The sequence below is a fragment of the Blautia faecicola genome (genome assembly GCF_004123145.1).
GTDB classification, from domain to species: Bacteria; Bacillota; Clostridia; order Lachnospirales; family Lachnospiraceae; genus Oliverpabstia; species Oliverpabstia faecicola.
Genome location: NZ_SDKC01000001.1, coordinates 1,071,101 through 1,090,421, shown reverse-complemented (window position 1 = coordinate 1,090,421; position 19,321 = coordinate 1,071,101). Strand labels below are relative to the sequence as shown.

General features: G+C 42.2%; 14 protein-coding genes. All 14 read right to left on the bottom strand.

Annotated features, from left to right (window positions below; all coding sequences use genetic code 11):
- Nucleotides 1–27: 27 nt before the first annotated feature.
- Entirely contained in the window at nucleotides 28–954 is a 927-nt protein-coding gene (locus ETP43_RS04965; protein ID WP_129257235.1) for a hypothetical protein, read from the bottom strand.
- Nucleotides 955–1,861: 907 nt separating this feature from the next.
- Nucleotides 1,862–2,581, bottom strand: a complete 720-nt coding sequence (locus ETP43_RS04960; RefSeq protein ID WP_129257234.1) for a hypothetical protein — start codon at nucleotides 2,579–2,581, stop codon at nucleotides 1,862–1,864.
- A gap of 334 nt (nucleotides 2,582–2,915) precedes the next feature.
- The gene (locus ETP43_RS04955; RefSeq protein ID WP_129257233.1) at nucleotides 2,916–3,587 is read right to left on the bottom strand and encodes a DUF4956 domain-containing protein; all 672 of its coding nucleotides are present in this window, start codon (nucleotides 3,585–3,587) and stop codon (nucleotides 2,916–2,918) included.
- A complete protein-coding gene (locus ETP43_RS04950) occupies nucleotides 3,584–4,333 on the bottom strand; it encodes a polyphosphate polymerase domain-containing protein (protein ID WP_129257232.1) in 750 nt (249 codons plus the stop codon). The genes ETP43_RS04955 and ETP43_RS04950 overlap by 4 nt, the downstream gene beginning before the upstream one ends.
- Nucleotides 4,323–6,101, bottom strand: coding sequence for a CotH kinase family protein (locus ETP43_RS04945; RefSeq protein ID WP_243114195.1), 1,779 nt, complete (start codon nucleotides 6,099–6,101; stop codon nucleotides 4,323–4,325). Before ETP43_RS04945 ends, ETP43_RS04950 begins: the two co-directional genes overlap by 11 nt.
- Complete coding sequence (pelG, locus tag ETP43_RS04940; protein ID WP_129257231.1) at nucleotides 6,088–7,557, bottom strand: exopolysaccharide Pel transporter PelG; 1,470 nt, start codon at nucleotides 7,555–7,557, stop codon at nucleotides 6,088–6,090. Before pelG ends, ETP43_RS04945 begins: the two co-directional genes overlap by 14 nt.
- Nucleotides 7,538–8,962: a GT4 family glycosyltransferase PelF gene (pelF, locus tag ETP43_RS04935; RefSeq protein ID WP_129257230.1), complete on the bottom strand. Its 1,425-nt coding sequence runs from the start codon at nucleotides 8,960–8,962 to the stop codon at nucleotides 7,538–7,540. The genes pelG and pelF overlap by 20 nt, the downstream gene beginning before the upstream one ends.
- Nucleotides 8,963–9,001: 39 nt before the next feature.
- Nucleotides 9,002–10,846: a DUF2194 domain-containing protein gene (locus tag ETP43_RS04930; protein WP_243114193.1), complete on the bottom strand. Its 1,845-nt coding sequence runs from the start codon at nucleotides 10,844–10,846 to the stop codon at nucleotides 9,002–9,004.
- Complete coding sequence (locus ETP43_RS04925) at nucleotides 10,834–11,727, bottom strand: hypothetical protein (RefSeq protein WP_129257229.1); 894 nt, start codon at nucleotides 11,725–11,727, stop codon at nucleotides 10,834–10,836. The genes ETP43_RS04930 and ETP43_RS04925 overlap by 13 nt, the downstream gene beginning before the upstream one ends.
- Nucleotides 11,724–13,835 (bottom strand): NAD-dependent epimerase/dehydratase family protein, encoded by a 2,112-nt coding sequence (locus ETP43_RS04920; protein WP_129257228.1) that lies wholly within the window; start codon nucleotides 13,833–13,835, stop codon nucleotides 11,724–11,726. The genes ETP43_RS04925 and ETP43_RS04920 overlap by 4 nt, the downstream gene beginning before the upstream one ends.
- A 52-nt stretch (nucleotides 13,836–13,887) precedes the next feature.
- Nucleotides 13,888–15,474 (bottom strand): GGDEF domain-containing protein, encoded by a 1,587-nt coding sequence (locus ETP43_RS04915; protein WP_164979597.1) that lies wholly within the window; start codon nucleotides 15,472–15,474, stop codon nucleotides 13,888–13,890.
- A 619-nt stretch (nucleotides 15,475–16,093) separates the two neighbouring features.
- Entirely contained in the window at nucleotides 16,094–17,071 is a 978-nt protein-coding gene (locus ETP43_RS04910) for a hypothetical protein (RefSeq protein ID WP_118252008.1), read from the bottom strand.
- Between the two features lie 103 nt (nucleotides 17,072–17,174).
- Nucleotides 17,175–18,008 (bottom strand): hypothetical protein, encoded by an 834-nt coding sequence (locus tag ETP43_RS04905; protein WP_129257226.1) that lies wholly within the window; start codon nucleotides 18,006–18,008, stop codon nucleotides 17,175–17,177.
- 232 nt (nucleotides 18,009–18,240) lie between these two features.
- Nucleotides 18,241–19,317: a hypothetical protein gene (locus ETP43_RS04900; RefSeq protein WP_129257225.1), complete on the bottom strand. Its 1,077-nt coding sequence runs from the start codon at nucleotides 19,315–19,317 to the stop codon at nucleotides 18,241–18,243.
- Between the last annotated feature and the right edge of the window lie 4 nt (nucleotides 19,318–19,321).

The window sequence follows — 19,321 nt, the reverse complement described above, 5'->3', positions numbered from 1 at the left end:
GTCTTATCCAACTATTTCTTCTCGTCATTATTTTTCTTCAACCTTTTCTGTAAAAGTAACCTTCACCAACTGTTCCAAATCAGCCCAGCTTTTTCTACTTAATTCCGATAGCTTTTCAGGGTTTCTGTAAAACTGAAATTGAACGGCCGTCGTCGCACCATCCACATCAAAAGTATAAGAGTTTGTCACCTGATTACCCCCCGTCGTCCATTTACTAAGCTGTAGACTTTCTGGCCAGGTCATCGTCACTGTTCCGGCTCCGTTTCCTGAGATTTCATAATTAAATGCATCATAATCATCTGGTGTACGTCCATTTGCCTGAGAATCAAGAAAATGTCCGGTCCAGCTTTTGACCGCTTCATAATCCGCAAAAGAAAAGACAGCCGCAAGCTTCTGACGATTTACAGTCTCCTTACTCCCTTCGGATGGCTCGGCAACCACCTGAATCTTCACCTTATCCTTTAAGTCTACCGGTATCACAAATCGATACTCGTTTTTCTTTGCACTTCCGGTCTTTAATTCCTGATTCTCCAGGGTACACGTTCCATTTTTATCAAATGGCTTGTTATTCATCTTAATGTCTGTAATATTGTCCGGAAGCTTTCCACCATCCATTGCATACAGCTGTGCGGTTACCTTATAGGTAATATCGTTTAGATTATACCGTTTACTGTCCCCCAAAATATAGTTGCAAACCTGAACGACAAAGGTAGATGTTCCGTCCTTCTCTGCAAGTGAAATACGCTTAACCGGATAATTCACATCATCCAGATTTAGCTGTGAAAGATAGTTTGAGCTGAACATAGTATCACTTTGCGTTCCGGTAGACACCACTCGTTTCACACTGTTAAAGCTTGTATACGCTGCAAAGCTTTCATATATAACAAGAGTCAGCACGCCAATGATAAAAAGAATCCCGGCCAGCCTGATCCATTTTCCTGTTTTTTTCTTCATTTTATTTCCTTCCTGCAGTTTCGTTCTCTTTTGTAAGAATATCGGTATCTCACCTTATAGTCAAGACTTTTCCGTCATAGAATTCGAATTTGCAATCGTTATCATCTATATACTCCCTCTCTGTATACTCCAACTTATATACTTCATCTCCTATGATTCATCTTTATATGCTTTGCTGCGTGTCTGGCTTTCCTCTCTGGTGTCCACAATGCTTTCTGTGCCGCGTGTTCCCTGTACCGGATAACCTCTGTATCATCATTCAGGCAGAAGATCTGCGTATTTGTCCGCAAGACTTTTTATTTTATTATATACTTCATTATTCATATTATCTGAAAGCCCCTTTCTGCTCAGGCAAAAATATCCGTATAATATATTATCATAACAAAGGCTTTCATTCAATCTGCAAACAAGCTATAGCATTAAGCATTTTTCCGCTTGCAATACAGGGTCAAATCCTGCTTATACCCCTCGGACGTGTCAATTCGTTTAACGATTTTTTTATCTGCTTTCATAAGGCTTTCAGAGCGTATAGCCGTATGCCGGCTTGCATTGTCAGAGATCTGACTTAATTTTGCCTATTTTGCACATTGTTTTTATCTGTTATACATATAACCTAGATTATTCACGGTTATGCCGTGTGAAGTGACTAAAAGCCATATAATTACTGTATTTTAATTGAATATTGCTGTTTCACCTATCAAGTGAATAAAAAAAGAGCATCCATTTGTGGTAAAATTAAGGTGTCGAATCTTAAATAATAACCCAAAGGAGCCCTTTATGAGTATTGTAAACACCTTAGCCTTAGAAAGCAATAGACAAATTAAAATTAACCTAGATTATTCACGGAACAGTATCTGAATTGATGACTGCGCCATAAATATTAAAATTGCTCCATGAATAATTCAGGTTAATTATTTATTCTGCATTTCTGCTGTAAAGTAAACTGTAACAGCATTTGTTGCAACCAATTGATCATTCTGCAGATCTTCTGTATTAACAGATGTATTTGTTTCTGCTGTTGTGTCTCCACCTTCGTAATACAGATATACATGAAGAGGTGTATCTGTTCCTGCTGTAATGCATAATCAGCTCCTGTAGCATCTGAATAACTTCCTTCAGTTCCTACTAATTTTAAGTTACCTTTCAGAGAACCATCGTTAAGATCAGTACCATAACCCGTCATAAATTTACCCTTTGTTACTCCCTGCTCTTCACCAAAAGTAGCTGGATACAGTGGCTTTGTCGCAACAGTTGTGGTAACTGATGTAGTATCAACACTACTTGCACCTGATGTACCATTTTTAATGGTCATATATGCAGCATCAGACTGTGCACTAATTGTACTGGTTGTTGCATCAACCTTATTATTTTTCACAAACCAAGCATATGTACTTGATCCCAGCGCTACAGCGGCAACGCATACCATGGCAACGTTTCTTACTGGACGATGATACTTTTGAAGGATATAATTCAAACAAAACAACCTTTTAACGATTTTATAACTTGCTTTTATAAGGCCTTCAGAGCGTATAGCCGTATACCAGCTTGCATTGTCAGGGATTAGGATAAACTTTTGATATTTTGCACATCGCTTTTTCCCAGCGTACACATATTTGCCAGAAACCACCTCCTACTGTTCCAAGGAGTCCTGGTCTCTGATTTTTTGACTTTCCAGACAAAAATAAACCCGCTGTCATCTGCAGATCTCTCCACAGACAACAACAGGTTCCCCCTGATGCATTTATTTACTTTACCATCCGTTCAATACCATCGGTCATACGGATTTCCACACACCTTCTTTGTCTCTGGTGCCTTCTCAATACTCTTCTCCCATTGTCTTTAACAGATCTGCATACAGATTCTTTAATTCCAATACTTCCTGAGTTCAATACTTCCATCCATTCTGTCCATGAAAGGGAATATATATTCTTAATGAATCAACCAGTTATAATCTTTTCATTTTATCCGTGATACTCTCCATTATACTGGATCAATGTAATATCTTCTACATTTGTGATCTTCCGGATCTTCTCTGTGAAATCGAGATCATTCTGCCGACAGAATACCTCAACTGCCATCTCTGTTTTCTCCCCACGCATCGTCTTTGACTTTATGAAGTATTTCATTCTGCCAAAGCTGCGGATGATCTCATCACCGGCTTCATCCCCCTGATAATGGATCACAGCGATATAGATTCTGCCTTTCTGCTGCTTATGATAAAACAGATAAATCATAATGATCATAACCGCTGCTGCAATCAGTGCCAACGGATACATTCCCGCTCCAGTCGTGATACCTGTCGTGATCGCCCAGAAAAGATAGAGCAGATCCATCGGATCCTTCACCGCCGTACGGAAACGTACGATAGACAATGCACCGACCATACCAAGGGAAATCACGATATTCGTACTGATTGCCAGAGTAACCATGCAAGTGAGAAGTGTCATGCCGACCAACGTAACTGCAAAGCTCCGAGAGAAGATCACCCCTACATAAAACTTGCTGTAAACCATATAGATCACTGCTCCGAGAAGCAACGCCATGATCAGCGAAATTGCCATCTTCGGTGCATTAAAGCTGCCAAATACGCCGGATTCCAGCACCGACTTCTTAATCATATCTTGTATACTCATAATAGTTTTCTCTCCTGTGTTTCATTCCAATATTCAAATCCATGCAAATACTGCGATTTTTCATAACAGAGTACATATTTTGATACTGCTGTGAATTCCTGTGCATTTGGTGGAAGCAAGTCACGCACGATCTGTGGAAGCATCTCTGTGAATTTCACTTCCATAACCAGTTTCCCCGGTTCAAGCACCGGAAGTGTCGGAAGGGACGGATCAAAGATGTCATAACTTCCAACCGCTGCCCTCACATCACTGTCAAATGTAATCCTGACTGTCCCCTCATCCATGATCCACGGTACACGATCATAGTCAACGATCGTACGTGGACGCATGAGATTGCTGACGCATTCCACATAAAATTCTCTGCACAACGGATATGGACTTCTTAATAAAAATTGATAATCCCCATCGAGGATCTTATAGAATTCTTCCTTTGTCAGCGGAGCACTTTCTTTATAAATATAACTTCCGAATTTCTTCTTCCGCTCCAACTTAATCGAACGGTCACTACAATCATAAATACGGATTCGATATTTTTTTCGCATCAGGACACCCGATTCCTTTTCCGCATAAGCGTTGTTGAAATAATCTTCAAAATAAAGGCTGCGGATCATATAACCATTTCCCTTTGCATTTGGATCCTTTTTCAGCAAATGCTTCATCCTCAGCTCCAGCAGTTCTTTTTCACTGGTACTGATCAGATATTTCCATTCATTACGGAAGCGTTCTTTTGATAAATCATTCCTCATAAATATCTTCCTCAACATTTTGTCCGCCTGTAATGTAGAAACATTTCATACCATAATTCTTTCCATCATCTGTTACATAATAATCAAAAGCATCCTGCGTCTGTCCAGATGTATTTGTCGCACGGATACGCACAAAATACTGACCATCTGCCGGAACTGTAGTCTCCGCTTCCGGAATTTGAATATTATCCTTACGAAATACAATCTTATTAAACTTATAATCTTTTGCCAGTTCAACTGTATAAGTGATCGTCTCTGCATCAAAGTCATACGATGCGTCCCAGTTGAACTTCAAAATATTTCCCTCGATCACCGGTTTTCCAATATAAAACGGCATTGGCTTTTCCAGGCTCTCCTTATAAAGTTCATAATTTTGTTCTACCTCTGAAGGGATTGCCGATGCAATTGTTTCATACTTCGCTTCAGTCAACGGTGCATACATCTGGTCCGGCATCTGATTTAAATACTTCTGAGTAACTGTACGATATTCCTCTATCATACTACTGATCCGATCCACACTGAGATAGGATCTCAGATCCTGAATCGCCGCATCAAGTTCCTCACGGAAATCCTCCGACTGCAGACATCTTTGAAAGAGAACATTTCCCCAGTAATTACTGACTCCACATTCCCAACTTCCCTGATCGAAACGATTCTGAATGTTGTATTCGGTTCTCATGAAAGAGCCGTCATTATCCCACGCGATCAGATACCATGTGTCCGAATTCTGTGGACTATATAAATATGTATTACGATTCTGTGTATCTACATTTCCGGTCAGTATCTGATACGCCATCCAGTACGTCAGATTTTCTCTGTCAAAATATTGATCCAGAATATCCTCAATCGGTTGAGAAGTATCATTCAGATCTGTCAGCATTTGAATCAGTTTCGTATGATCTGAATCTCCTTTGATCTCCAGGAGCTTTTCAAAGGCTTTCTGGTCATAGGTCGGATCGTCTTCTTTTTTTATCACATCTTCATAACGGAAAAACTCAAACGAATTAATTTTGTACAACTGTCCCTTCGAATCCATTCCATGATTCTTCATTCCTGTCTTGTTGAGCTGTTCCACCTGTGTGTACAATCCATAGTCCTGGAATTCTGAGCTGTCCCCCTCGGTAAGATCTCTTACATATAAATGTACAAACTGGGTTCTAAGTGACATCAGCTGCGGTATCCCTTTCAGAAGATCGTAGGACAGCTTATTACGGAAACGCATTCCCTCTGTCTGATGTTTATTCAGATTGATCGTGCGCTGTCCACGCCAGGTTCCCTTATTCTTCTTCAGCTCAATCTTATAGTTTTTCTGCGAATTACGGCTCGATGTCTGTCCTCTGATCTGCACGGTAGCATTCGGCACATTTTCACCATATCCAACCTCCCCGCTCTGCGGACCTGACTCATCACCAACCTGAAGAAGCGCCGCTGTCTGGTAACGTTCTACTCCCATCTTGTCATAATCATAGGCCGAATAACTGTTAATCTCCTTCCAGGTATGAGCCGTTCCCTCTGAAGAATTTCCACGGGAAACGGTGAGATACATCGTCACAACACTTGTCTCGTCATCATTTTCATAGAGCCTATCCTTATCCCTGAGGTGAACGTCGTTGATATCCTGTGTCTCTGCCTTTTTTATCTCTTCCTGTTGTTCTGTCTGTTTCTTTGAAGTATCCCCTGTTTTCTCCGGGGTGGTACATCCCGTCAGGCAACAGGACATTCCTAATAAAAGGGCACATCCCAACGCAAGTAATTTATATTTTTTCAAGCTTATCTCCCCTCTCTATTTTCTCTTCCAAAAAGCATCCAAGCCGTGTGAAGAAACCTGTTTTATCCTCTGCCACAATCGGCTGTACGCTCAAAATATAATACGGAAGTTTTTTTATAAAATATCCAAGACGCAGTGTACAGATCAAAAAGAACACTGCACTTCCCAGTAAAAATCCAAACCCATAATACACCTGTGGGAAGAATAAAGACACACAGGTAAATGTCGTCGTACACGCGGCGAACATTCCTGTTGCAAATAATGCTCCCTTGTAATCTGTAAAATAAAGTAAGATCAACATCATTGTGTTAGCAATTGCATAGAGTCCATAGCCGACACAGAGTGTCCTAAAATATCCTTCCATAAGATCATTAAATCCAAGCGGAAGATATGTCAGAAGCAGCTGTCCGATCGAAATCGCCAGTGCCGTTGTAAGTAGCTGCTTTAACGCCGTATATTTCAGCTCCATGTTTAAAACCTTTCTCATCTCATTTCCCGCCTGCAGGATATCCTTGATTTCTCCCTTGTCATTAAACAAACTATAATAATTCCGATATTTCGGATAGAAATTCACTTCCACAGATACAACGAAATTAACGGTTGTAATAAGAATCGTCAAATAGGCGATCATCGCAGGTACATCATGATACGGTGCACCATAAAATAATCCCTGAACATGTACACGGATCGGTCCGCACCACATGATAACAAGATGTGCAAATAGTCCGATGTTCGTGAACAAGCCTGTAAACGCAAGCGGAAGGAACTGATCCACCCAGCGTAAAAAGAAAAATGCACTGATCTCTCTCTGCGGAAAATAACGGTACAACAGCGTCACATCCCAAAGCAGCATGATTCCATAACCGATCGTAACTGCGATCATCAACGCCTCTACATGTGGAATCCCAATCAGGATCAATAGGAATCCGACCAACAATGATACCGCTACCGCTGTAATAAATGAAATAAGAATCCCTTTGTAATCCTTGATCGCTGTCAGATAACTCATCGCATTCCAGGTGACGATCAATTCTCCGAAAAACTCCAGACACAAAAACTGATCGATCAGATTGATTCCTGAAAACAGAAGAAAAATCCCATACATGATTCCGCCGACTACAAGCAGGATCGCTGTTGAACCCCAGAAAGAAGAAAGCACCGCCTCGTGGCGTTCTTCATACAGCATATCCGCAATATATCTCGTCACGACCATAGAGAAGAAACTGGTCACAGTCAACGAAGCGAGAAGTGTGTAAGTAATCATACAGTTCAGAAGTTCCCGGTTATGTCTCGTCGCACCGGTATGATCGCAGATAAAAGCGATTCCTACCAACAGCACGATACCAAGCAGCATCGGACCTGTACAGATCACTCCTGCATACCCATACGCTTTTGCCGTCGCTGCAAGTCCGCGCTTCTGGAATAATTTTTTTAACTCAAATCCGATTCCGGCCATCTGCCTCTTCCACCTCCTGATACATCTTCCGGTACTTTTCAATCATTTCTTCTTTTCGATAATATGCTTTCACTCGTTTCTGTGCATTCTCCCCCATGCGGAGTCTCCGAGCTCTGGAAGCGCACATCTGATCCATTGCCTGCGCGAGCCCCTCTCGATACATCGGTGGAACACAATATCCTGCTGTTCCGTATCGATCCTCCTCATTACCATTCAGAAGCTCCCTGCAGCATCCTACATCTGTAGTCACACAAGGCCGCCTTGCAGCAAATGATTCTAAAACAGACAGCGGCTGTCCTTCCGATATACTCGTCAAAATTGTAAAATCCAGCTTCTCCATATAAGAGATGATATCCACTCGTCCTGTAAAGATCACATTTTCCAGATGAAGCTGATCGACCAGCGCATAACACTCCTGCGCATACTCCTCATCATCGACGCCTCCCATAATGTGGAGACGCACATGTTCTCTTGTCGTGCAAAGCTCATAAAACGCATAGATCATCGTCTTGATATCCTTGATCGGTGCCAGACGCACGATCGCACCGATGTCAACCCATCCGTCTTCCTCTTTCAATGGAATAGGGGAAAGCCTTTCATAGTTGATTCCGTTCTCAACGACACGACATTTCTCCTTGTCACATCCCATCTGGATCTGTGCATGCATGGCATTGGTAAATAATGCTGAGACTAGAAACGCTCTCGTATAAATAATATCCGACAGCATATAGAAGAAAGAAATCCACTGCTTTTTAAATGCCGGCTGTACCCATTTTGCACGAATGATCTCTTCTTCACGCTCTCTTGTGTATATTCCATGCTCTGTCAGCAGCACTTTCTTCTTATAAACATACCCGCCTAGGCATGCAAGAAGTCCGCCATATCCTGTACAGATTGCATGGTAGACATCTGCTTTGGGCACTTCACTTCCCATTAGATAAAGGACCGGAAGTAGCATAGAACGCATTGTGTGAAATGCATCCGCAAACGGAGTATATGGATAATCTTTTATACAGCACTCCGTCAATATATTCAGGAATTTCTCACTTCTTAAAAAAGACATAGGATTCAGCTTCTGGTCATGATAGAGCCGAAACAAGATTTCCCAATTCGGGCGTCTACACAGCATCAGCTCTTTCAGGCTGTTCGTCTCTTCCTCTGTAAAGGCATGAAGCATTTTTCCTGAATCCTTCAGCCGCAAGGCGTCATCCAGAAAGACCTCGTGAACTTCTACAACATTTTTCGGAAGCTCGTAGACAAATTTCCCTTTATCCTTCGCATTTGCTCCAATCACCCACAGAACAAACTCATGTTCTTTCATTTCATTGATATACTGGTGCATCCAGGTAGATACACCTCCAAATATGTAGGGATAACACCCCTCCAATATGAGACAGATTCTCACAATTAACTCCTTATCTGTCGCGTGTTACCGCTTTGTATTTCAATCTTCTAATTTCTCAATAGTTACTGTTGGTTCCTTTGCCTGAAGCAGATAGAGATTTCCTGTCAGATGTGTAAGTTTTCCTCCCGAAACTTCACCTGGTGTTCCTTCATTGATCCTCACCATAAAATATGCTTCATCATAGAAGTTTTTAAGCTTCAATTCTATAGACTGCTCTGTCACTGTCTTTGTAAATGTAACCGCTCCATAACGCTGGATCGCACCGGATAGTTCTGAACCGGTGAGTTGTCTCAAGGACGGTGCCGAATCCACCAGCCAGTCCATATATTCAGCGAGGTTGCTCTTCATCTTTTCCCAGCCAAGCGCTGCACCGCGGTCTTCGTCCAGAAGATCATCCGGATGAATAAAATGACTGTTCACAAAATGCATATTTAATTCCGACAGTGCCGCCATCTTCATATAATCATCGATAATTGCACCGGAGATGATACGCGGCTGTTCTACAATCCCATCCTTTGCAACTTCAAATTCCTGCACATACGCAAACTCACCGGTGAAATAATTACTGGCGATCGTCCGGATCTCCGGGAAATCTTTCGCGAGCATCTCTCTTCCTTCTGCTGACAATACATTGGACGGCGGTACATAGACTGACATTGATACACTGGGAAATGTATCCTCTCCAAAATGGATCAATTCTTTTACAGCCTTTTTCATGGCCGCCTCATTTTTCCATGTATCATACGGAAGCACGTCACCATAATCCACATTTGAAAGACTCAACGGCTGATGATTGTATCCATGATACCCGAGTTCTCCACCTTGATGAAGCAGCATATTTCCAAAATACTGAAAACGTCTGGTATCCTTCTGTTTCTTAATCGTTCCATCCGTCGCATCCTCATAATTTTCAATAATCACACCGGTATAGCGAATGTTGTGATTGGATGCAAGCTCCTGCATATCCGGCCACCACACATCCATATAGAAATTACTAATGCTCATTCCATAGTCCCGCTTCACATAAGTAGCATCTCCCTCCGGAACCGGTGATGGAAAGTCATCCAGATAAAATGCTGATCCATTGATCACCGGATAAACCCCCACATCAGTAAGGAGACTGTAGGAAGCCGCATAGAATCCACGCACCGCTTTCTCATACAGTCCAAAGTTGTCTACTACAAACTTCCCTTTTCCATATTGGTTTTCCCAGATCAGCGGCGCTCCCTTTTCATCTCTGATTCTCGCATATACCTGTGCTTTTTCGCTCAACTCGACCGCCCAGGCAGCATCATACGGATCTGTGATCGTATAAGCCTGTCCCCCGCCAAGCATAAATTCCGGTTCAAAATAAATACTGTCTACAAGTGTATTGGCATATCCGGAAGAAATGATTCCAAGCTTCTGCTCAATCACTGATGAATACGCTGTTTTCTGAAGTGTCAGGGCAAAAAGTACATTCCCACCCTCTGACACCCAATCACACAGTTCCATAAGATTCTCTTTCAACGGACTTACATCACTCAGTAATACAACAACCGTTTCATAAGCATGATAATCTGGAATAGATGATGCACTCTGCAGGTCTACCACATCTGTTCCAACCTTCATATCTTTAAAAATTTGTTGAAACTGCTCCCATGCAGCCACACTCGCCTCATCTTCACTGTTACGAAGTACCAGACAAGTCTTCGGCAGTGATTTCGCAGCCATCTGTTCCGTAACCACTTCTTCCTGACTGAGATATGCGACTTTTCTGTTTTTTTCAGTATATTGAATTCCACTTCGTTCAGCAAAAAGGACGCCCGCGATCATCAGAAATACACCCAGGATCACCAGCATACTTTTAAACGGAAATGTTTTCAATGATTTTAATCCAGCCAAAAAGCCAATACCTCCTTACTCTTAGACGACAGATAGATCTGCTCCTCTTTCATCTGTCTTAAACACTGCTGCAACTCCGCTCCCTTTTTTCGTTCTGCCAGATACCGGATCTTCAAAATCCAGAACTCCTCTTTCCGATGCCATTTCTGATCCATCAGCCCTAGAATCTCTTCCGCCTGAACATAATCTCCTGTTTTCATCAGATTTTGGAACAGACGCACACATGTGGAGAGCGTCGTTTTCACCTTCAGCTTTTGTCTTAAAAGACGGATATAACGTTCCCTCTGTTCTCTCTCCATCTGGGCTTCCAGAATCCCCTGATTCAGATACTCTTCCATAAAATCACAGTACTGCTCCAGAATCTCCGGATCGTCCGGTGATGCCGCATACAGCTTCTCCATCTTCTGCAAACGAAAATCATATTCCTTGGAAAGTTCAACCATGGCTGTGATCGCATAATGGACAACCTCTACATCTTCATTCATGCGGGCCTGTTTCAGAAGATCCATATATTCTTCCGGATCATCATTTAACACATCCATGATCAGTTCACGGCGCACTCTCGGTTCGTTAATCAAAAGTGCTTCCTCTAACGGAACGATCTTTTTGTCCGTATCCGAAACTGCCTGAAAAATATTTTTATAAATCTCTTCATTTATACGAAGCTTTTCCACTCCCGGTTCTATCCTATTGTCTCTTCTGGTCAGCATTTGCAAATGCAAAAGCAGCACGCACACTATTCCCCAGAAAGGAACGAAGATCACAAGTGCCATCAGACATTTTTTCACCTTCAGCAGATGTGCCTTTATCCCCAGCCAGACCAGCACACAGCAGACAATATGTAACAGGATCAGGAATACTCCAAGCACTGTCTGAATCATAATTTTTCTCCTGTATTTGCATTCTCCACGGTATCGATCTCATGACAGACGAAGCCGTCATTTTCCAGTCTTGCAAGAATGATCGGCAAGGAACTTCTGTCCGTCTGTGAAAGAATGAGGAAGAGCTCTCCTTTTTCAGAAATCCCCCTGACATCATTTTCACGAACCGAAGCCTGTAGCGCTGTGTCTGCCTCTTCCAGTGTCATCTTCGGATACTCCAGCTTCAAAAGCACATAGGATGCCCGATTCTCCTCCCTCATAGAATGGAAGGAATACAGCCGTTCTTCAAAATACTCCTGCTTCAATATACGTGTACCCTGCACGTACTGCCTGTTCTTGATTGCCTCCTGATATTCCAGTGCGCGCAAAAGTGCTGTTTCTACCAGACCGCAGAGAATCTGGAACAGATTCAGATAATAGAGGGAAAGCTGTTCATTTCCCACTTTCTGAATGAAAATCAGCATCACGAGCTCTCCATCCTTGTGAATCCCGTTCATATACATCGGATAGCCGTCCAGGAAATTCCGGTTTACCCACACCTTTCCGGACACAATCGTCTCTTTCGCTTCCAGATAATCATCCAGACAAATGGATTTTTTCAACACATCTGTCATTCCCTGGGATGCGATCTCAAGACGTCCATAGCTCTGATTCTTTCCAACTGAATAAATCGCAAATGTATGATTCTCAAGAACTGATTCCATCACATGCAGAGTTTCAATAAAAAGCTCCTGCGGAAGAATGATATCCAGTTTTTTCGTAATATCAAAAATCTTACCAAAGCTGTCACGGCTTCCCAGAATCTGCTTCTTGTACTGCCGTTTATCAGAAAGCGTCTCCTGATACATTTCTCTCATAAACAGAAATTTATCCAGGATCAGTTTATTCTCCTCTTTCATGAATTGAATATTATCTCTGTTTTTCAGTCGGATGTAACCACAGATCGCGCCGACTGCAAAATAGAAGATAAACGGAATCCAGTTCGAAGGTTCGTAGAAAAGTGTCGTCCAGCCGATCCCGGTTTTCGTATATGCTGCCAGCAAGGAAAGTGTTTCCAGCCCCGCTGCAGCAAGCCCGTAATTAATGCCGTACAGACTGCTGAACAGCACGATGTAAACAAGCCTCAGATCGATCATCTGAAACTGCACCTGATTTCCCGCCACCCGGTTCAGTGCTTCAAAAACAAAAAATGTGAGCAGCAATTCCGCGATTTTCACGATTTTATCATGTACTTTCAAAAAAGTTTTTACTACATCGATCTTCCGTGTCTTATGGTTCGTTTTCTCACAATAATCCTCATAAATTTCTGTGAGATCCTCCAAAAGAGAAATCTTCGGAAACCAGCCGTATTCATTTCTCAGAACGTGGTCATCAGATATCCCATCCCGGATCAGCACATCTGACAAATAGGTAATGTTTGCAGCCGGAAACATCTGTGCCAGTCTCTCCCCGAACTGTTGAAAAGTAAAATGAAATACCTGCGGAACCTGAAGACAGGCGCTCCCCTCTCCCCAGTTATCAAAAATCTTGTATAATAACTCCCCAAGATCACTTAAAGCAAGAAAATGCATCTCCTGTGCCGGTGCTTCTTCAAATGTAATCTGCTTCTTATTGATCACAGTTGAGAACAGCTTGAAAAAATAATCCTCCTCATAAGTACCGGAATAAAGATACGGCACACGCAGAATCTTGACAGCGATCTGATGCAGCTCGCCGTATTGCCTGCAGAACTCTTCTGCCGAGCGGACCATCAGCGTCTTTCCTGTTGTATCTTCATATAAACTATCCGGTCCTGTAATATACAGAAGCCTGGAATTCAGATTTCCCTTATAGTAATGTAATAGCTTGCGTAAAGTCTCAATCTCACCCTCCATCGTCCCATGAAATGTAAGATAATTAGAAAAATAAATCACTCCCTCAAATTCATACGTCTTGAAAATGTCTTTGAATTCTTCCTCCGTCTTCGGCATCGGGTATACCGATAAGCTCTTATTACGATTTGACTTTTGTTCAGTCTCTCCAAGAAGAAGGATCTGACACTCAGGGAAAGCCTCCTCGATAAATTCTGTTGTAATATATCCGATATTTCCGGTCACCAGTAATTTCATACGTCACCTCGTAATCATATATTGCGCATTTCTATCATTTCCAAACTATCATTTATGCAGAAGGTGTATTTTCTTTTATCCTCTTTTTGTCTTTATACATCTTCTCGTCAGCACAATGGATCAGCTCCGGCAGATTCTTTTCCTCTGCATCTGTCCAGGCGTATCCCATTGCAACAGAGATAGGAATGTCACTTTGTTCATCGACAAATTCAATCTCCGCTCTGACTTGCCTTATGATCTCTTCTGTTTCTTCGGCTGTCTTGTTTTTCAGGATAATCACGAACTCATCACCGCCGATTCTGTAACACTGACCGTTCTGTCCAACGGCAGCTCTCATACACTTTGCGATCGTGATAATAAGCTCATCACCTTTATTATGTCCCAGACTGTCATTTATCTTCTTCAGATTGTTGGCATCCATCATTATGTAGGAAATCATTCCCGGGAAAACAGCATTACTCTTGTTCTCCTCCAGAAATGCCGTTCTGTTTCCAAGACCGGTCATCGTATCCATATAGGCCATTCTTGCATAGATCTCGACATTGGCATGCTCCTGAACCTGCTCATACATTACGATACAGGCTGCATTGATCAAAAATGCGATAAATATCGCAATACCGACCGAATAGATATAGGAATAGCTCACTACATTTCCATAATAAAATAAAACGAGTGCTATAATGCTGAAAACGCAATATGCTACACATCCATTAATAACTCTTTGCAATTTAAGATTTTTATGCTTTTTGTTCTCATTGACCCCATTCCAGATCACGCGCAGAAGTGTTACTGTCATAAACAGATGTTCACAGATAAGTATTATGATCATCATATCACATCCGCTGATATAATTTAACAGATAAAGGACTAAGTTAAAAACAAACAGCTTACGCATCACGGACAGCATCCCGTGTTTGCCCGGCATGATCTCTTTGATAAATTCCAGAAGAGGGAACGGCAATGTGAAAAAGGACAAGAATGATATCTGCTCAATAATACTGGTGTGCTGAGTGACTAACAGCAAAATCTGCGAGTCTGTCACCACCCAGATTCCTTCGGTCAAAATACAGATTCCCAGATTCCGCAGTGCACGGTAGATCTTCTCCGTTTTTCCCGCTTTCATATAAAGACAGGCGACAATACACATCACACCAAGAACAAGTGACAGTACACCGATAAGCACCGCATAAAGGTTATCCTTTATGATCTGTCTGTACATACTGGTTTTGTCTCCTATCAATATCCCCGACCTCTCAATGCCTTTCAGATTATCTTTCGTCCCACCGATAAAGCTGATCGTCAGACTGTTTCCTGATGGAATATCAAACAAATGCACCGATCCATCTCTTTTTCCGTTCCTGTGATAGATCGTCTCATCGCCCACACGCACATAATAATTTTTCCAATGGGATCTGAGAAGCAGCACCCATTCCTCGTGCTCTCCTCTATCTGAGAGACTGAAAGTGACCTCCGCCTTCGTAACACCGTCGGAAGCATCAATCGTCCACTCACCTTCCGGAGCACTTACTTTTCCTGTAAAAATTCTGTCTGGAACATTCTCATATCTCCCGCAAATGTATAATGCAGCTACCATAAAGAAGATAATTATAAGAGTAACTGCAGTATGTATCTTTTTCATAATCATTCTCTCTTATAATATTTTTTGCCATTCCGGCAGATATAATCGCGTCAGCATAACTGCTGGATTATTTCTGATTATACCATAGATTCTCATTTTTGAGTTTATTTTTAGAATAAAAATCCAACACAGTAATAAAGGGTGGTAAGTCATGAACGAAAATGAGCAGAAAGTCGGCTCAATCGCCGATCAAAAAAGTAAGATAAGGTAACGTTATAAAGGAATCACCCCTGATGAACTTGATGTGATTCCGGCTCTTCCGCAGGAAGATATCAGTATCCGCAGTGCTGGATTTTCGTCCACAATTCTCATTGCTTTCACCTGGAGTTCACGATATTCTGAGTGATTCTTTTTCAGATACTTAGTCACTCATTTCTCCACCGATTCCCATAATGTACTTTGTTCCCACATGATATCCTGCTTTTTTCGCATATTGCATTTCTCCCTTCTGAAGTTCTCTTTTCAGTTACATGACTATACCAGAAGTCGTGGAAATAGCAATTCATCAGATGTACCGAAAATGCGTGGAGGAGATTGGGGATAGTAGACAATATGGGGATATTTGGGTAAAAGAAAAGCCATGGCTTGTGCCGTGACCTCTCAATTCATATTTGCTGTCTTATTCAGCAGAAATACCTGCCAGTTTTACATTTACGTTATAAGTTGCCGGATCTTCTGCGGCTGCATTATTAATGCAGTCAGCATCCGTACCTTCCATCCAGATATATACTCGCATCTTTACGCCATCATATCCTACGGAAGAAGCAATTTTCTGTGTATCACTCGTTGCATCATAATCATTACCATTCTTTGTCGCAACCCAGTTTCTATTTTGCTGATCTGTATAATGAGTCGCATAAATATACGGGTATGTAACCATAAGCGGCTTTAACTTTCCATCATCGGCTGTACCAATATACGTCCAACCATCGACTCCTTCAGCATCATTGCCCTTGCCTGTTTCTTCATATGGTGCATAGACTACTTTCAATTCTTCGTTTCCATCATCACTGTATGTGCCATCTGCGTTTTTCTTGATATTCTGAATAGTAATACCCACACGCAGAGATTTTGGAATGGTATCCGTTGTTGGTGTTCCGTTCGTAGTCAAGGTAACTGGACTTCCTTCTGACGCATCTAAATATACATCAGCAAGACCCGTTTCGGTAATTGTGTAAAGAACATACTCACTCTTGATATATGCATAATGAGTTTCCCCACCTGCCATATATTCTCCAGGTTTTGAATTTTCTCCGGTAATAAAAGTGGGCTGCATATAGGAAGCAACTTTTCCTTCACCGTTAATTCCCTGATTCACATACCATGTTTTTAAGTCATTTGTAGATGATGGACTTATCTTTCCACCCTCTGTTGATGCCACCAATGATGTCTGTTCCCCACCATGTTGTGGTCCCTGCTTAGCAGTTGCAATCTGCAAAATAAATCCATTTGTTGTTGCACTGATATTGGTTGTGACCGCTTCAACGGTATTGTTTGCAACATACCATGCGTAAGTTGCCGATGTTAAGGCTATTCCAGATATTAAAACGGAAGCAGCAGTCGCTATTAACTGCATTCTCATTTTCTTTATGTTCATTTTCCATCCCACCTTTTTCAGTTTCTACATGCCAAAAAGTAGAAATTCTTTTCTACTCTTTGGCATGTACCCCACGCCACAACCGTGGGATACTATAACTATCTTATTTGAACTCTGTTGGTGTTGCAGAAAAAGATACTGTTGCACCAACATTCTCCTGAAGTGCTGTAAGCTGTGTTGTTTTAACCTCTTCATTTGCACCATCATAGAACGCATAAAGTTTAACATTAACATCGCCTTCTGCTTTTCCAAATGCATCAGTACGGATAATGCCAAGTTTCTTTGTCGTATCATCTGTCACAACAGTACCTGCCAGACAAGAAGCCTCAACACCTGTCGGAGAAACCAATGCCCAGTTGTTCTGATCAATATATACAAGAACTCTAATAGCACCTGCTAACTTTTTGTCAGAACCAGTAGATACTGTCATGCTATCAACTTTCAGATTTGTAAACTGTCCGTCATATGTACCAGTACCAATATAGAACTGATTCAGAAGTGCATAGTCAGCAGTAACAGCTGCAGTTGGATCACCTACAGCAAAACGAGTACCACTCTTTTCTGCTGCATTATCTTTTTCTTCAGCATAAGCAGATTCAAACTGATAAATTTTTGTATCTGCATTTTCTTTAGAAACATTAAAGTTCTTTGCCCACTGTGCTGGATAAAGTGCAGCGTCTTCATATGTCTTTCCAGTTCCAACTTCTTCGGCAGCAGTTGCTGAAGATGTAGAAGATGTACTTGTTTTCTTTGTATCAATTACCAGATAAGCAGAGTTACTCTGCGCACTGATATTTGTTGTTGTAGCTTTTACATTATTATTACTTACAAACCAAGCATATGTACTTGATCCCAGCGCTACAGCAGCAACGCATACCATGGCAATCGCAGCTGCAAGCTGTTTTTTCAGCGCTTTTACGCTTTTTGTTTCGTTCATTTTCCTTCCTCCTTAGTGTTATTTTTAAGTTCTGTTATCTTGTCGATTTCCTTTGCTGCCTGTGCACAGATCAAACTCCCACCGGGCCCGATTGAAAGAGTTTTCTCCTGCACCAGTTGGTGAGGATCTCATCTGTGACACAGGATACGCGGTCTAAACTTAAAAACCTGTTACAATATTAGTATTTATATAATCGGCAGTTGTGGTACCGGTTATAACGAATGAATGATGATTATTTGTTTCTTCTTGTTTTCCAGGTGATCTTGTCATCTGTATAATAGCTTCCATTCGGCGCTTCGTTTCCGGCTGCGTTGATCGGCTTGTTGCCTGTCAGCGTATCTTTGATGTCAGTGATAAACTTCCACAGCAGGCTGGTGTGATCGTCATAATCTGCGTCGATACGCATACTGAACTGCACGCTACCTCCGATAATGGAATCGACACATTCCGAATCATCGCCTTCCATCCAGATTACGATGGTATATTTATCGACATTTCCTACAAGGAAATCTTTTTCTTCATAGGTACATACCGTATCCTTTGATTTGAAGCTGGTACAGCCCTGCTCATCGCCGCCATCGGCGGCAGGTTCCGCATAGACGATCCGCTCTCCGTTTCGCCATACGGCAACGCGGACTGCGTCCTCCGCTCCCTTGGCACAGGAATCCAGTGTGATTTTGGCGATGTAGCCAAGATCCTCTTTTCCTGCATTTCTTACATAATAAGTATACGCCATGTAATTCTTTCCATTGTGAGCGCCTTCCACATCATCAAGATCTGCCGGAAGATCCTCTATGGATATATTGGTGGCATCTGCTACCGTCGTTGCGGTCAGTCTTGCAGTTGCCCCGTCGAAATCGCCGTTGTCAGCAATACTGATTCCTTTTCGATACAGTTCCAGACGGTCCAGGTTGATGGTGAAGTTTCCCATCTTCTCCTGCATGAACGCCGCGATAAACAGAACCACGACCAGAAGAAGCATCCCAAGCAGGGCAAGGTTTAACTTGTCCAGTCGCAGCAGTGCCGCACCGATTCTTCTTCGCTTTCTGTGCGGCAGGTACATACTGACGATGGATTCCGGATTCACTTCGTCTCCGTACTTGCTCATCATCTCCTCGAGCTCAGCGATTCGGATCAGCTGTTCCTGTCGGAACTTCTTTTTGCGCCGCCGCTTCCACCAGTTCTTCTCTTCCGGTTCCCCGTCCTCTTCGAAACTGTCTGCGGAGGTTTCCCCGGTGCTCTCTTCTGTGATCTTCGCGCCGGGTTCCTCTTTGAATTTCCTTTTCTTTTTTTCTTTCTTGTCTCTCATAGTC

Excerpts from the sequence above, each read along its gene's own strand:
- ETP43_RS04965 (WP_129257235.1), bottom strand. The coding sequence starts at position 954 with ATGAAGAAAAAAACAGGAAAATGGATCAGGCTGGCCGGGATTCTTTTT.
- ETP43_RS04955 (WP_129257233.1), bottom strand. The coding sequence starts at position 3,587 with ATGAGTATACAAGATATGATTAAGAAGTCGGTGCTGGAATCCGGCGTA.
- ETP43_RS04950 (WP_129257232.1), bottom strand. The coding sequence starts at position 4,333 with ATGAGGAATGATTTATCAAAAGAACGCTTCCGTAATGAATGGAAATAT.
- pelG (WP_129257231.1), bottom strand. The coding sequence starts at position 7,557 with ATGGCCGGAATCGGATTTGAGTTAAAAAAATTATTCCAGAAGCGCGGA.
- ETP43_RS04925 (WP_129257229.1), bottom strand. The coding sequence starts at position 11,727 with ATGATTCAGACAGTGCTTGGAGTATTCCTGATCCTGTTACATATTGTC.
- ETP43_RS04920 (WP_129257228.1), bottom strand. The coding sequence starts at position 13,835 with ATGAAATTACTGGTGACCGGAAATATCGGATATATTACAACAGAATTT.
- ETP43_RS04915 (WP_164979597.1), bottom strand. The coding sequence starts at position 15,474 with ATGAAAAAGATACATACTGCAGTTACTCTTATAATTATCTTCTTTATG.
- ETP43_RS04910 (WP_118252008.1), bottom strand. The coding sequence starts at position 17,071 with ATGAACATAAAGAAAATGAGAATGCAGTTAATAGCGACTGCTGCTTCC.
- ETP43_RS04905 (WP_129257226.1), bottom strand. The coding sequence starts at position 18,008 with ATGAACGAAACAAAAAGCGTAAAAGCGCTGAAAAAACAGCTTGCAGCT.
- ETP43_RS04900 (WP_129257225.1), bottom strand. The coding sequence starts at position 19,317 with ATGAGAGACAAGAAAGAAAAAAAGAAAAGGAAATTCAAAGAGGAACCC.